Genomic DNA, 13,766 nt, shown 5'->3' with positions numbered 1-13,766 from the left:
CCTCCAGTTTCAAATAATGTCATTAGTACAATATTCATAAAATAAGAATAGGTATAGATAAGCACCTAACTATGTAGAAAAAGCATGATTTTTGTGGAAAATAAAGGTAGAGCATTAGTAGAATAAATTACTAGACCATTCATTTAAAAAGGGAAAAAAATGTTAATTGAATAATAAATAAGTTCTGAATTTTTAAAGAAGATTATTAATTTTTCAGACCTTAATTGACTCAAGTATGAGGTTGAAATAAAAATTGATAATGATTATAGAAAAGCTTTTGATAGGTACTATAGAGGACTGATTACAAAGGAGCCAGCTTTATTTGAGGAATCAATGTTTTATTTCGAAAGGGCTGGAGATCAGTATTATAGGCAACTGCCTTTAAAAGAGTTAATAAAGATTTCTTAAAGGAGGTGATATTATGAAAAAATTAGTATTGGGTATGATTGTTGTATCAATTTTACTTGTTGGCGGTTCGTTAAGCAGTCTATCAATACCTAGTGATAATATTAGGGTGAATAGTGAGCCTGTAGAATTAGCGATTCCAAGTGATAATATAAGAGTTAATTCTAATACTTCTGTATAAAGGTAAAATTACATAAATACCTATTGAATCTGTCTAAGTTAATTAGATAGGTTCTTTTTCTATTCCAGTAGCAAGTAGTACTATATATTTCAATTCTTGATTCCTCCTATCTAAACCATTATGATTATAGTAAATTTAGTATGGAAGAAGGTAAGGTCTATGAATATCCCTAAATATCCGATGGATTTTAATGACAGCATAAGAAGCAAAAAAACTAGTGAGGAAGACCTTAATCATAAAATTAACGCTGAAATAGAAAAGATGATCCATTTTATGAATGAAAATCATACTAACAATCATTCCGTAGCCTTTGAGGATGTATTAATCATTATTGATCGAATTTATGAGGATGATGATAGTTATTTTGAGATTTCTGTTGCAAAACAACATAGCCGAGGAATTGTAAGATAAAAAGTTAAATTAATTCAATCAGCAGTTAAACCATAATATGAAATATAGAATTTACAACAAAAATCAAGTGAAAGCCTCAAAGGGCTTCCACTTGATTTTGTGTTTTAAAAAGGTAATAACGTTGCTTATTTCCGAGGCAAGCGCAAGAATTGATAAAAACAGACAAAATATTCTGTCATCTGTCGATTGCTCTGTTTTTTAACAATTCGGTGCAAGTAAGGGCAATTCAATGGTAAATGTTGTCCCGATTCCTTCTTGACTTTCAACTGTTAGTGAGCCCTCATGTGATTCAATGATCTTCTGACAGACTAACAAGCCAAGACCAGTTCCTTTTGGTTTCGTTGTGTAAAAAGGCTCTCCTAATTTCTTTAAGTTTTCTTTAGAAATTCCAGGGCCTTCGTCCTTTACGGAAAGAATCGCATGAGAGTTTGTTTTTTCTGCTGTAATCGAGATTGTACCTTGATTCATTACTTCAATTGCATTTTTAATTAAATTAATTAAAACTTGCTTAATTTTGGTGTCCTCACAATAAATACATAAGTTATTCGTTTTGAATTCAGTAATAATGGAAATGTTTTTTAAAATAGCTTGAGTTTCTAATAACATTTTCACATCATTTATAAGCGTCAGAATTTCATGTGGATGCCGCAAGTCTGAATGAGGTTTGGCTAAAATAAGCATTTCATTGGAAACTTGTTCAATTTTATCTAGTTCTTCCTCGATAATCTTGTAATATATTTCTTTGTTAGTAGATTCTTTAATAAGCTGAAAAAACCCTTTGATTGACGTTAATGGATTTCGTATTTCATGAGCAATACCAGCTGCAAATTGCCCAGCCATTGATAGTTTTTCTGAACGAATCATCAAATCTTCTGTCTTTTTCTCACGTTTGATTTGTTCATAGATAGAAGGGAAGGCAACCGATTTTTGATCTCCATTATAGAGATTAGAAGGTACTAACGATGTATCGGTCATAAAGTATTCATGGTAATATAACATATCTTCAAGCAGGGTAGCGGATAATTTATTCCCATCATAAGCACAAACCATTAATGTGTTACTATTCTCTTCTACGAATTCGTTACAAGTGCATTCATACACTTTAAGTAGATCAGCTTGAACATCGTATTTACTATTAACATTTCCCCATATTCGTATAGGTTTTCTAGATTGCAAGAAAGGCTTAATATACTGTCGGTAGTTCCAAAAGGTGTGCTCAATATTTTCTTGAAAAAAATAGTAGTCATCTGCATTCAAAAAAAGAATTTGATCAGAATGCTGCTTTGCTTTTAACAAAGGAATCAATTTATTCATATGTTCCTTTGAATCGAAAAATACGACTTGTTGGTCCTTATCCAGACCTTCTTGAATAAAACTGACAGCATTATTTACGTATGCATCTAATTGACTATAACTGTATAGTATATGGCAACCTGAAGATAGACGTAAGTTTGAGGTTAATTCAAAATCTCGTGAAGACATACGAAAAATATTCCTTTCCATTTAAGCCTTTTTATTAATAGTAATAGGTAGTGAGAGAATTGTCTAACTAATCTTATGAAAGAGAAAAGTACTTCTCTTTCCAACTATTAAAAAAGTAGCTTGCTTATACCTAGCAAAAGGAAAAGAATGCTCGGAATATAGGCCATATATCGAATAATAAATCGACTTTTGATTTCGTGACCATGGATGACCCCTATAATAAATGCGGCAAAGATTATAATTCCTGCCATTGGTGCAAACCAAAATGAACGATCCGATAATCCGGCTTGAATCCCGTATCCGAAACTATCAACATTCATTAATAATGCGATCATAACGAAATATGAACGTCGATAAAGAGGTATTTCATAGATAAGATTAAAGACTGCTATTCCAATTAGAAGTATTCCTGCCAAGGTTTGAATAATAGAAGTAGGAACTAAATCACCGATAAAACGCCCAATGCTCATGGAAAAGAATACGACAAAAGCTGAAAAAAAGGCAATCATTGCCACGATAATTAAAGGGATACGGATTTTCTTTAGTCCAAATAGAAATCCGATTGCGAAGGCGTCAATGCTAACAAGCATGGAGAGAAGAAGAAGCAAAATAAAAGCAAGCATATACTCACCCCAATGAAAGTCGTTCAAGTAAATATATGCAAGCCTGTCTTGTTTAGAAGCGTGTGGAAAAAGTAAGTGAAAAAAGTTGAAAACTGGCTATTTGTAGCCATTTTGCAATTCTCGAGCAACTGCGTGTAGAAGTTGTTGATATTCAGAAGGGTTTTGAAACTGGATCGGTTCCCAGTTTTTCTTTACCCAAGCAAGGAGTTCATGGCCACTTTGAAAGGTACGGTCACTTGTATCAAAAGTCTGTAGCTTAAAGATGCCATCTTTGGGTTCAACAGTAACGTAACATGGATCCTTGCTTTCGTTTGGCTCTAATTTCATCTCCACACGAATCAACTCCTATTTGAGTTTTTTTTAGGGTGTTTCGAAAACGAATAGTTATGCATGATCTACCTCGAGCTGATACACTATGTATATGAAAAGAAAGTGGAGGATGCATAACAAATGAAACAAATTTATTTAGATTACAATGCTAGTACCCCCCTTATTCCAGAAGTGGTTGAGGCGATGACACCATTCTTAAGCGAGCACTATGGAAATCCATCTACTAATCATTTTGCTGCAGTGGAAGCAAAAAAAGTAGTTGAAAAGGCAAGGGGACAAGTAGCAAGCCTAATTGGAGCTCACAAGGAAGAGATTATCTTTACTAGCGGTGGGAGCGAATCGAATAATCACGTGATAAAGAATGTCTTTGAAAAGCACCAAAGTAAGGGAAGGCATATGATTACGACAACAATTGAACACCCGGCTGTACATGAGCCATTACGATATCTTGAGAAATTTGGAGCAGAGGTCACGTATGTGGGTGTAGATCAATTTGGACAAGTTTCTGTAAAAGAGATTGAAAAGGCCATTCGTCCAGATACGATTCTTATTACAGTTATGCATGCGAATAATGAAGTTGGGACGTTACAACCAATTGAGCAAATTGGGGAAATTGCCCGTGAAAGAGGGATTCTCTTCCATACAGATGCAGCACAATCTATAGGGAAAGTTTCTGTCAATGTGGAACAGCTACATGTTGACTTTTTATCAATAGCTGGACATAAATTGTATGCTCCAAAAGGTGTAGGCGCACTTTATATACGTAAGGGTGTGAAGCTTGATCCATATATTCATGGTGCAGGTCATGAAAACGGCAGGAGGGCAGGTACAGAAAATGTTCTCTTACTTGCAGGATTAGGAGCTGCCAGTGAAAGTGCAAGTCGTTATTTAGAGGAGGGGACAGATTTCCTTAAGCTTAAAGAATATTTCCTTTCATTGCTTAAGCAAGCGTTCCCTAATCAAATTCGTGTGAATGGCCACCCGGTTGAATGTTTGCCAAACACAGTTAATGTAAGCTTTGAAAATAGGCTCGGTCAGGAAATTTTGGATGCTGTTCCTGAGGTTGCTGCTTCAACAGGATCAGCTTGTCATTCAGGTGAGGTGACATTATCACCAGTTTTAAAAGCGATGGGTGTAAATCCAGAGGATGGAAAGGGAACAATCCGCTTTAGTCTTGGCAGGAATACGACAAAGCAAGAGTTAGAAGAGACGGTTAGGTTACTTCAAAATCGATTAAGTTAAGCAATTTATTTTACAGAAAACGTATTTCTTCGAAACGATAAAAGGTATAAGAGTAAAAGGAGAGTCACATCATGTCAATAAGCTTAAGTCAACAAGAAAAACATGGTTTGTATAATATAATGGAAGAACGTCATTCCGTAAAGCATTACGAGCCTGGTTATAAGATCACAAAAACAGAGCTTGAGGAGATGCTTACAGTAGCAACTACTGCACCATCTGCTTGGAACTTACAACATTGGCGGTTCTTAGTTATCGAAGATCAAAAAAAGCAAGAGGAGCTACTCCCCATTGCTTATCATCAACAGCAAATTGCAGATGCATCTGCTGTAGTGGCCGTTTTAGGAGATTTAGAAGCAAACAAAGAAGCTGAAGGCGTCTATCAAGAAGCTGTAGAACAAGGGCTTATGTCTGAAGAAATAAAAAATACACTCGTTGGTCAGATTAATGGAGCTTATCAAAGAGGGGGCAGCTTTGCTCGAGATGCGGCATTTCTGAATGCGTCTTTAGCAGCAATGCAGTTTATGCTTGCAGCAAAATCAAAGGGCTATGATACTTGCCCAATCGGTGGTTTTAAACAACAGGAATTTGTCGATAAATTTGATATACCTGATCGTTTTACACCTATTATGCTAATAACTGTTGGGAAAGCAGCAAAAGAAGCGTATCCTTCCTCAAGAAAAACTTTGGACAAGGTAGTTACGTTCAATTCATTCTAAAAATAATTGTTTGTAAGGTGGCTAGTCTAAAAAAGGAAACTAGCCACTTTGCAGTTACTAACAAAATGGAGAAATGTTTCTTAATTAATGAGCACGATATCAATAAACTAGAAAGTGAGTAAACATATGATTGATTTGACGTTTGAAAAGTATACAGAATGTACTTTTACTAATTTACAAATAATCGACTCATATAATGTTCAACAATGGAAACATTATATTGTTTCATTTAAAGGAAACATTCCTGAAGAATTACAGGAGCCAGAAGCACTTGTTATTGTAGGACAGTCAAATGACATTTTACAAATTATTTTACGAGAAGAAGGTTGTGATTCTCCATTCTTTCAATTTACAGAGAATGAAAAGAATCAAATTTCAGAGTGGTTTCAAGCGCATCGAAATAATCAATCCAAATAAGGAGAGGTTGTCCAAAAAGTCCGAAACAGCGGAGGCAATGGCTCCGTTCGCTACGCGCCTTGAGAGGAAAAACCCACTCCTCTCAAGGCTTTTAAAAGATGTAGCGGCTACGCTCATTGCTTCGGGGGTGTCTCAAAAGGTCAAAAAACAAACCTTTTGAGACACCCCCTTCTAATTTTGTAAAGTTTTTAAATAGTGGACTACTGCGGAGGGATCTGACTGCAAGTCCACACCCAATTTCTTTAACGCTACTTCATGCGTACGTTGAAAAAGAGATTCTTCATGTTTAATTATATGTGTCCAAGATTGAAGCGACTCTTTTTCCTTCTTGTTTAAGTGAGCTTCAATTGAAAGGCAAATAAAGGAACGACAAACGGAGTTTTTAAATGAAGGGTCAAGAGAACACCCTTTTTCATTTTTGAAAAATTGACAAACCGAATAAGCATGCCGTAAGTCATCTGCTGCTAATTTTGAGAGCGACTCTTTATTTGTAATGTGTGCATAGTCAGGATGAACTTGTGCTTGAACTGTTATATGAAATGGAGAGGTATAAGCTTTTGGATGTCGTAATACATGATCAAGAAAAAAGACTTCGTCTTTGTTCACCATATTAGCAATTTCAAGTAAGTAAAATGTTGGACTATAAGAACAACATCCTACTTTTGGAATGTTGTTATTAGGTGGTTGAAAAAATTCATCCTCACATTGTAAGCATGCAGAAGATAGGATTTGTTTGTTGTTTTTGTCGAACTGAATCATTAATTTCATTCCCTTTTTTGAATACTAAATAAAAAAGTGAAAAAATTTCCTTTTTTTATGGAAAAACTAGATTTTCTATAAAAAAAGATTTACACTTTTTAGTGTAGAGTACATTTAATTTCTACTTTCTATATTGTAACGTTCATTGTCAAATGAGTGAATGAAATAAATCTATGAATAAGTAGATATATTCTTTAACAAATGTGACAATTATGTTAAAATGGTAATGAAAGCGTTACAATTATAAAAATTCATAGATTTAACTTGAAGTTAAACTAGGAGGTAATCATCTTATGTCAAGCAAGGGGCACAAAGCGGAAGAACCATGGCAAGGGTTTCATGGTCCGAATCTTGGCGTAGCAATTGAGCTTTACGAAGAATATTCCAAAAATCCAGAAGCTGTAGAAGAAGATTTGCGAGAATTATTTGATGTTTGGGGTCCACCACCTTCAGAAATTGAAAGTAAACCAAGTGCTACCCCAGATGTTTCTGCTGCCTCACCTAATATGGTTAGGAATTTTGTCAATGCAGTTAAGTTAGCGGATATGATTCGAAGAAAAGGGCATTTAGTTTCAGACATTAATCCTATTTTCAAACAATCAGAATACCCTCAGATTTTAGAATTGAGTCATTATAATTTAACTGAAGAATTCTTAAAGCAAGTACCTGTGGATATGATCTGTGAGCATTCACCCGCACATGTGAAAAATGGGTTGGATGCAATTAATTACTTAAAAGATGTTTATACAAAAACAACTGCATTTGAATTTAACCATGTTCATGATATGGATGAGAGAGAGTGGTTAATTAAAATGGTTGAGTCTGGTATGTATGTACCAAACTTAACAAAGCAGCAACGTCTTAATCTTTTGACTAGGTTAACGCAAGTAGAAGGTTTTGAAAAGTTTGTACATCGTACGTTCGTTGGTGCAAAGCGCTTCTCAATCGAAGGATTAGATATGTTAGTACCAATGCTTGATGAAGCTGTTCGCGAAGTTGTTCATGAAGGAACGCAAAATGTTCTTATTGGAATGGCGCACCGTGGACGATTGAATGTGTTAGCTCATACGTTAAGCAAACCATACAAGATGATCTTCTCTGAATTCTTATATGCACCAAGTAAAAATTTAGATCCAGCTGGCGTTTCAGCAGGAATAAATGGTTGGACAGGAGATGTGAAGTACCATCTAGGTGCTGATCGTCAAATTAGAGAAGAGAATACAGCTGAAGCTACTGTATCACTAGCAAATAACCCGAGTCACCTTGAATTTGTTAGCCCAATTGTTGAAGGTTATGCAAGGGCAGCTCAAGAAGTAAGAACTTCAAAAGGGTTCCCTGAACAATCAGTAACAAAAGCGTATTCTGTCTTAATCCATGGAGATGCAGCGTTTCCTGGTCAAGGAATTGTTACAGAAACGTTAAACCTTAGCCGATTGAATGGCTATCAGACTGGCGGGTCTCTTCATATAATTGCAAATAACAATATTGGATTTACAACTGAGACATATGATTCGCGTTCTACTACATATGCCAGTGATCCAGCGAAAGGGTTCGAAATTCCAATTGTCCACGTTAATGCGGATGATCCAGAAGCTTGCTTAGCTGCAATCCATTTAGCTGTTCAATATCGCAAGCGTTTCAAAAAGGATTTCCTCATCGATTTAATTGGCTATCGCCGTTTTGGTCACAATGAAATGGATGAACCAGCTGTGACACAACCGGCAACATATAATATTATACGTAAGCATCCAACAGTTCGTTCACTTTATGCAAATCAGCTTACAGTGAAGTCAGTTATTGATAACGATTATGGTGATAAGTTAGATAAAGAAACTCAAGATTACTTACAGTCTCAATATGATGATGTGATTGCCAACAAATCAAATCAACCAAAAGAGATGTCTCCACCTGATTATGTCGTCAATGGTTTACCTAGAGTGAAAACGAGTGTTCCATATAATACACTTAAGGAAATTAATGAAGACTTGTTAGCTTGGCCAGAGACTTTTAATGCAAATGTTAAGCTTGAGAAAATTTTAAAGCGTCGTCTTCAAGCATTTGAAGAAAACGCCAAAATCGATTGGGCGTTAGCAGAAACGTTAGCGTTTGCTACGATTTTACATGATGGAACTCCAATCAGGTTAACAGGGCAAGATTCAGAGCGAGGAACGTTTGCTCACCGTCATTTAGTGTTACATGATCGTGAAACAAATGAAGTTCACACACCATTACAGACGTTTGAAAAAGCGAATGCATCATTTGCTGTATACAATAGCCCGCTTTCAGAACAAGCGGTTGTCGGCTTTGAGTACGGTTATAATGTGCAAGCTCCAGAAACGCTTGTTCTATGGGAAGCTCAGTTTGGAGATTTTGCCAACGGTGCACAAGTCATGTTTGACCAATGGATTTCAGCAGGTCGTGCTAAGTGGGGGCAAAAATCTGGTCTTGTTGTTTTATTACCTCATGGATATGAAGGTCAAGGTCCTGAGCATTCGAGTGGGCGTGTAGAACGATTCCTAGTTCTAGCAGCTGAAAATAACTGGACGATTGCTAACTGTACGTCAGCAGCACAGTATTTTCATATTTTGAGAAGACAGGCGAAAATTCTCGAGAAGGATTCCGTTCGTCCACTCATTATTATGACACCGAAAAGCTTGTTACGGAATCAAGTTGTTGCTTCGGCTCATACTGAGTTTACAGAGGGAGAATTTAAGCCTGTATTTGAGCAAGTAGGACTTGGTCAAAAACCAGAAAAAGTAGAGCGACTTATTTTATGTAGTGGTAAGGTAGCTATTGATCTAGCTGATCGTATCGAGAAGAATAACGATCAAAACTGGGATTGGCTGCACGTTGCTCGCGTAGAAGAGTTGTATCCATTCCCGAAAAAGCCAATTAGAGAATTGTTGGCGCGTTTCAAAAATGTAAAAGAAATCGTTTGGGTGCAAGAAGAACCAAAAAATATGGGGGCTTGGCCATATATCGAATCTCGTATTCGTGACATCACACCTGAAGAGACAGCGGTTAGTTATATCGGTAGAACGCATCGTTCTAGTCCGGCAGAAGGTGACCCAGTCGCACATAAAAAAGAGCAAGAACGTATTGTAACAGAGTCTTTGACACGTAAACAATAGAGGAGGCCTTTTCCGTGATTGAGATTAAAGTACCAGAACTTGCAGAGTCGATTACTGAAGGAACCATTGCTCAATGGTTAAAAGCAGTTGGAGAGCACATTAATCAAGGTGAATATATTGCTGAGCTTGAAACAGATAAAGTTAATATCGAAATTGTAGCGGAGCACTCTGGTGTTATTAAGGAATTTAAGAGAGAGCCTGGTGACACAGTTGAAGTTGGGGAAGTAATTGCGATTATCGACGAAAGTGGAAGTGCTGCAGGTGAAACGAAGTCAGAAGCCGTTCAAGAAGACCCGAAAAAAGAAACGGTACCAGCAGGAAAAGAAGAAGCAAGTACACCATCTTCTACTGACCGACCGCTTGCATCTCCTGCAGCTAGAAAGTTAGCGCGTGAGAAAGGAATCGATTTAAGTACTGTATCAACTGGTGACCCATTAGGTCGTGTTCGTAAGCAAGACGTGGAATCTTATGGAACAAAGGCTCAGACGACACAGTCTGCACCTACTCCACCAGCTCCTACGGCACCTAAAAAGAGTCCTGCAGCGCCTGTTGCATCTGATGACCCAGCTAAGCCAGTAGAACGAGTAAAAATGACTCGACGTCGTCAAACGATTGCGAAACGCTTAGTTGAATCACAGCAAACAGCAGCAATGTTAACAACTTTTAATGAAGTTGATATGACAGCAGTGATGGATGTTCGTAATCGCCGTAAAGATGCATTTGTCGATAAGAATGGTGTGAAGCTTGGCTTTATGTCCTTCTTTACAAAAGCAGTAGTAGGTGCGTTGAAAGAGTTCCCATTACTAAATGCTGAAATTCAAGGCGATGAGCTTTTAATTAAAAAATATTATGATATTGGCTGTGCCGTATCAACAGATGAAGGCTTAGTTGTTCCTGTACTTCGTGATGCAGATCGCTTAAGCTTTGCAGGAATTGAAAAAGGAATTGGCGAATTAGGCAAAAAAGCACGTGATAACAAATTATCTATTGCTGATTTACAAGGTGGTACATTTACGATTACAAATGGTGGAGTTTTCGGATCACTAATGTCAACACCAATTTTAAATGCACCTCAAGTTGGAATTTTAGGAATGCATAAAATTCAATGGCGACCTGTAGCTCTTGATAAGGAGCGGTTTGAAAATCGTCCAATGATGTATATTGCTCTTTCTTACGATCACCGTATTGTTGATGGAAAAGAAGCAGTAGGCTTCCTTGTGAAAGTTAAGGAACTTTTAGAAGATCCTGAATCACTATTACTTGAAGGCTAAATAGAAGAAAGAGGCTGACTTAAGTCGGCCTCTTTTACTTGAGTAAATATTAAAGTTTCGTAACAGCTACGTAAATAAGTTGGCAATTTTTAATGATAGTCAGTATAATGGAAGCATACATATAGAATAGTTGAAAGAGAGTTGAGTTCATTGATCCATCAAATATGGTCTAATAAAGAAACGATCCGCACAATTGAGTGTGTTCATACAGATGCGAAAAAATATATGGTTAACCGTGCATTAACTAAAGGGAAGTCTTACGAGTTAAAGAACGAAACAGACGAGTTTTATTTTGTAATTGATAATACTGGGCAAATTGGCGGTTATTATAAAGATTACTTCAAAGGATAAGGCAGCGATTGCTGCCTTTCTTTTTCTTAATGGGACAAGAAAACAAGGAGGAGGTGTTCAATGGATACATTAATTTTTATTGATTTTATTAAGCAATATGGCTACATTGCATTGTTTTTTATCATAGCAGTTGGCTTGTTTTTCTTCCCTGTACCAAATGAAGTATTATTAATGAGTGGTGGCTTATTAGCAACAACCAAACTATTAGATCCTGTTCCTACGTTTCTTGTCATTTTTAGTAGTATTATTTTACATGGGACGATCCTGTATGTCATAGGGAATGCAGTGTACCAACATTCGAATTTTGATAAAAAAAGTCAATCAATCTGGTATTCTCGTGCTGAAAAAGGAAGAGAGCTGCTAGATCAATATGGTCTCAAAGCCGCTAGTTTTAGTTATTTCTTTCCTTTCATTCGTCATGCAGTTCCCTTTAGTATAGGAATGTCAGGTATTTCGTATCGCCTTTTTGCCATGATTGGTTTTAGTTCTGCTTTTATATGGTTATCAATCTATTTCTTCATTGGTTATTATTATGGTTCTTCAATCAGAGATTGGAACAGTTTTGTCCAAAATTTAATCTATACATTATTTGCCCTTTTAGCGGTTGTTATTGTTGTGCAAGTAATAAAAAGACGAAAACAGCGACAGCGCCGTTTGCTTTAATTTATAAAGCGAGAGCGGCAGCTGTTTTTTTGTCTAATCATGTATTAAATCGCTCATTTAGATGAGAGTCAATTTGTATGATCTACTATTCAATAAGAAAAAAGGATGACCCATAGCCATCCTTTCAAACCCTATTTCTTTGTTGTTTCTAAATATTCATTAAACGTCATTTGCTTATCAACTACACCATCAGCTGTTAATTCAATAACGCGGTTTGCAATCGTTTCATTAAATTGATGGTCATGAGAAGTAAAGATCATCGCACCTTTGTAATTAATTAGTCCGTTGTTCACCGCTGTAATGGATTCTAAGTCTAAGTGGTTGGTCGGTTCATCAAGAAGAAGAACGTTTGCACCACTTAGCATCATCTTGGATAACATACAGCGAACTTTTTCTCCTCCAGATAAGACGTTTGCTTTTTTCTTTACTTCTTCTCCAGAGAAGAGCATACGTCCAAGGAATCCACGTAAAAATGTATCACTGTCATCTTCAGGTGAGTATTGACGTAGCCAATCAACTAAGTTTAAGTCACTTCCTTCAAAATAAGCAGAGTTATCTTTCGGGAAGTACGCTTGAGAGGTTGTGATGCCCCATTTATACGTTCCACTATCTGGTTCCATTTCTCCAGTTAAGATTTTGAAAAGAGTTGTTTTGGCGATTTCATTGTCACCTACAAGGGTAATTTTATCTTCTTTATCCATCGTAAAGCTGATATTGTTAAGGACCTTTTCCCCATCAATAGTTTTAGTAATGCCTTCAACACGCAATACATCATTCCCGATCTCACGTCCGAGGGAAAAATGAACATATGGGTATTTACGTGATGATGGTTTAATGTCATCAAGTTCAATTTTATCAAGCAATTTTTTTCTAGATGTTGCTTGCTTTGATTTAGATGCATTTGCACTAAAGCGGGCAATGAAACCTTGAAGTTCTTTAATTTTTTCTTCTTTTTTCTTATTTTGATCTTGTGCCATTCTTTGAGCAAGTTGACTTGATTCATACCAGAAATCGTAGTTTCCAACATAGATTTGGATTTTGCCAAAATCTAAGTCAGCAATATGCGTACACACTTTGTTAAGGAAGTGACGGTCATGTGAAACAACGATAACCGTATTCTCAAAGTTAATAAGAAACTCTTCTAACCATTCTATCGCTTTAATGTCTAAGTGGTTGGTAGGCTCATCTAAAAGAAGTACATCTGGTTCCCCGAATAAAGCTTGAGCAAGTAGTACCTTTACTTTTTCAGAACCTGTTAAGTCAGCCATCTTCTTTGAATGAAGCTCTTCTGAAATGCCAAGGCCTTTAAGAAGAATGGCAGCTTCAGATTCTGCTTCCCAACCATTCATTTCAGCAAATTCTCCTTCAAGCTCTGCGGCTTTAATGCCATCTTCATCAGAGAACTCTTCCTTCATATAAATCGCATCTTTTTCTTGCATGACTTGATACAAGCGTGCATGTCCCATAATAACTGTTGTTAAAACTTCTACTTCTTCGTATTCGAAGTGGTTTTGCTTTAACACAGCAAGTCTTTGTCCTGGTTTCATATGAACATCACCTTGCTGAGGTTCAATTTCACCTGAAAGAATTTTAATAAAAGTTGATTTCCCAGCACCATTTGCTCCAATTAATCCGTAGCAGTTACCCGGTGTGAATTTAATATTTACCTCATCAAATAATTTGCGGTCGCCGTATTGTAATCCAACATTTGTAACAGTAATCATAAATATGTATGCCTCCAATGTCCATAATCGAATGAATTATACCATTCATTGTGGACAAGG

General features: G+C 36.5%; 15 protein-coding genes. 10 read left to right on the top strand and 5 right to left on the bottom strand.

Annotation, left to right across the window (positions count from 1 at the left end):
* Positions 1 to 246: 246 nt before the first annotated feature.
* From AC1FXP_RS03365 to AC1FXP_RS03355, 3 genes are all read left to right on the top strand, one after another.
* The gene (locus AC1FXP_RS03365; protein ID WP_480058887.1) at positions 247 to 408 is read left to right on the top strand and encodes a hypothetical protein; all 162 of its coding nucleotides are present in this window, start codon (positions 247 to 249) and stop codon (positions 406 to 408) included.
* A 13-nt stretch (positions 409 to 421) separates the two neighbouring features.
* Complete coding sequence (locus AC1FXP_RS03360; protein WP_480058752.1) at positions 422 to 586, top strand: hypothetical protein; 165 nt, start codon at positions 422 to 424, stop codon at positions 584 to 586.
* Between the two features lie 159 nt (positions 587 to 745).
* Positions 746 to 997 carry a hypothetical protein gene (locus AC1FXP_RS03355; RefSeq protein ID WP_480058750.1) on the top strand — a complete coding sequence of 84 codons (252 nt, stop codon included), beginning with the start codon at positions 746 to 748 and terminating at the stop codon, positions 995 to 997.
* A gap of 198 nt (positions 998 to 1,195) precedes the next feature.
* Here AC1FXP_RS03355 and AC1FXP_RS03350 read toward each other — a convergent pair whose 3' ends face one another.
* The 3 genes from AC1FXP_RS03350 to AC1FXP_RS03340 all read right to left on the bottom strand — a co-directional run bounded on the left by AC1FXP_RS03350 (position 1,196) and on the right by AC1FXP_RS03340 (position 3,435).
* Entirely contained in the window at positions 1,196 to 2,479 is a 1,284-nt protein-coding gene (locus AC1FXP_RS03350; protein WP_480058748.1) for an ATP-binding protein, read from the bottom strand.
* A 107-nt stretch (positions 2,480 to 2,586) separates the two neighbouring features.
* The gene (locus AC1FXP_RS03345) at positions 2,587 to 3,102 is read right to left on the bottom strand and encodes a manganese efflux pump (RefSeq protein ID WP_480058746.1); all 516 of its coding nucleotides are present in this window, start codon (positions 3,100 to 3,102) and stop codon (positions 2,587 to 2,589) included.
* Positions 3,103 to 3,198: 96 nt separating this feature from the next.
* A complete protein-coding gene (locus AC1FXP_RS03340) occupies positions 3,199 to 3,435 on the bottom strand; it encodes a hypothetical protein (RefSeq protein WP_480058744.1) in 237 nt (78 codons plus the stop codon).
* 117 nt (positions 3,436 to 3,552) lie between these two features.
* Here AC1FXP_RS03340 and AC1FXP_RS03335 point away from each other — a divergent pair, with 117 nt between their 5' ends.
* From AC1FXP_RS03335 to AC1FXP_RS03325, 3 genes are all read left to right on the top strand, one after another.
* Positions 3,553 to 4,674, top strand: a complete 1,122-nt coding sequence (locus tag AC1FXP_RS03335) for a cysteine desulfurase family protein (protein WP_480058742.1) — start codon at positions 3,553 to 3,555, stop codon at positions 4,672 to 4,674.
* 71 nt (positions 4,675 to 4,745) lie between these two features.
* Positions 4,746 to 5,390: a nitroreductase family protein gene (locus tag AC1FXP_RS03330; RefSeq protein WP_480058740.1), complete on the top strand. Its 645-nt coding sequence runs from the start codon at positions 4,746 to 4,748 to the stop codon at positions 5,388 to 5,390.
* A gap of 126 nt (positions 5,391 to 5,516) precedes the next feature.
* Entirely contained in the window at positions 5,517 to 5,807 is a 291-nt protein-coding gene (locus tag AC1FXP_RS03325; RefSeq protein WP_480058738.1) for a hypothetical protein, read from the top strand.
* A 171-nt stretch (positions 5,808 to 5,978) separates the two neighbouring features.
* Here AC1FXP_RS03325 and AC1FXP_RS03320 read toward each other — a convergent pair whose 3' ends face one another.
* Positions 5,979 to 6,566 (bottom strand): hypothetical protein, encoded by a 588-nt coding sequence (locus tag AC1FXP_RS03320; protein WP_480058736.1) that lies wholly within the window; start codon positions 6,564 to 6,566, stop codon positions 5,979 to 5,981.
* 293 nt (positions 6,567 to 6,859) lie between these two features.
* Here AC1FXP_RS03320 and AC1FXP_RS03315 point away from each other — a divergent pair, with 293 nt between their 5' ends.
* From AC1FXP_RS03315 to AC1FXP_RS03300, 4 genes are all read left to right on the top strand, one after another.
* Positions 6,860 to 9,697 carry a 2-oxoglutarate dehydrogenase E1 component gene (locus tag AC1FXP_RS03315; RefSeq protein WP_480058734.1) on the top strand — a complete coding sequence of 946 codons (2,838 nt, stop codon included), beginning with the start codon at positions 6,860 to 6,862 and terminating at the stop codon, positions 9,695 to 9,697.
* Between the two features lie 14 nt (positions 9,698 to 9,711).
* Positions 9,712 to 10,968, top strand: a complete 1,257-nt coding sequence (gene odhB / locus AC1FXP_RS03310; protein WP_480058732.1) for a 2-oxoglutarate dehydrogenase complex dihydrolipoyllysine-residue succinyltransferase — start codon at positions 9,712 to 9,714, stop codon at positions 10,966 to 10,968.
* Positions 10,969 to 11,118: 150 nt separating this feature from the next.
* Positions 11,119 to 11,319, top strand: a complete 201-nt coding sequence (locus tag AC1FXP_RS03305; RefSeq protein WP_480058730.1) for a DUF6501 family protein — start codon at positions 11,119 to 11,121, stop codon at positions 11,317 to 11,319.
* A 60-nt stretch (positions 11,320 to 11,379) separates the two neighbouring features.
* Positions 11,380 to 11,982, top strand: a complete 603-nt coding sequence (locus AC1FXP_RS03300; RefSeq protein WP_480058728.1) for a DedA family protein — start codon at positions 11,380 to 11,382, stop codon at positions 11,980 to 11,982.
* Positions 11,983 to 12,113: 131 nt separating this feature from the next.
* Here the strand turns inward: AC1FXP_RS03300 and AC1FXP_RS03295 are convergent, their stop codons facing one another.
* Positions 12,114 to 13,706, bottom strand: coding sequence for an ABC-F family ATP-binding cassette domain-containing protein (locus AC1FXP_RS03295; RefSeq protein WP_480058726.1), 1,593 nt, complete (start codon positions 13,704 to 13,706; stop codon positions 12,114 to 12,116).
* Between the last annotated feature and the right edge of the window lie 60 nt (positions 13,707 to 13,766).

Source organism: Halalkalibacter sp. HAAS-P013, from assembly GCF_056619925.1.
This window is presented reverse-complemented; position numbering and strand designations above follow the sequence as displayed.

Excerpts from the sequence above, each read along its gene's own strand:
- AC1FXP_RS03350 (WP_480058748.1), bottom strand. The coding sequence starts at position 2,479 with ATGTCTTCACGAGATTTTGAATTAACCTCAAACTTACGTCTATCTTCA.
- AC1FXP_RS03345 (WP_480058746.1), bottom strand. The coding sequence starts at position 3,102 with ATGCTTGCTTTTATTTTGCTTCTTCTTCTCTCCATGCTTGTTAGCATT.
- AC1FXP_RS03315 (WP_480058734.1), top strand. The coding sequence starts at position 6,860 with ATGTCAAGCAAGGGGCACAAAGCGGAAGAACCATGGCAAGGGTTTCAT.
- AC1FXP_RS03325 (WP_480058738.1), top strand. The coding sequence starts at position 5,517 with ATGATTGATTTGACGTTTGAAAAGTATACAGAATGTACTTTTACTAAT.
- AC1FXP_RS03355 (WP_480058750.1), top strand. The coding sequence starts at position 746 with ATGAATATCCCTAAATATCCGATGGATTTTAATGACAGCATAAGAAGC.
- AC1FXP_RS03320 (WP_480058736.1), bottom strand. The coding sequence starts at position 6,566 with ATGATTCAGTTCGACAAAAACAACAAACAAATCCTATCTTCTGCATGC.
- AC1FXP_RS03335 (WP_480058742.1), top strand. The coding sequence starts at position 3,553 with ATGAAACAAATTTATTTAGATTACAATGCTAGTACCCCCCTTATTCCA.
- AC1FXP_RS03360 (WP_480058752.1), top strand. The coding sequence starts at position 422 with ATGAAAAAATTAGTATTGGGTATGATTGTTGTATCAATTTTACTTGTT.
- AC1FXP_RS03330 (WP_480058740.1), top strand. The coding sequence starts at position 4,746 with ATGTCAATAAGCTTAAGTCAACAAGAAAAACATGGTTTGTATAATATA.
- AC1FXP_RS03300 (WP_480058728.1), top strand. The coding sequence starts at position 11,380 with ATGGATACATTAATTTTTATTGATTTTATTAAGCAATATGGCTACATT.
- AC1FXP_RS03295 (WP_480058726.1), bottom strand. The coding sequence starts at position 13,706 with ATGATTACTGTTACAAATGTTGGATTACAATACGGCGACCGCAAATTA.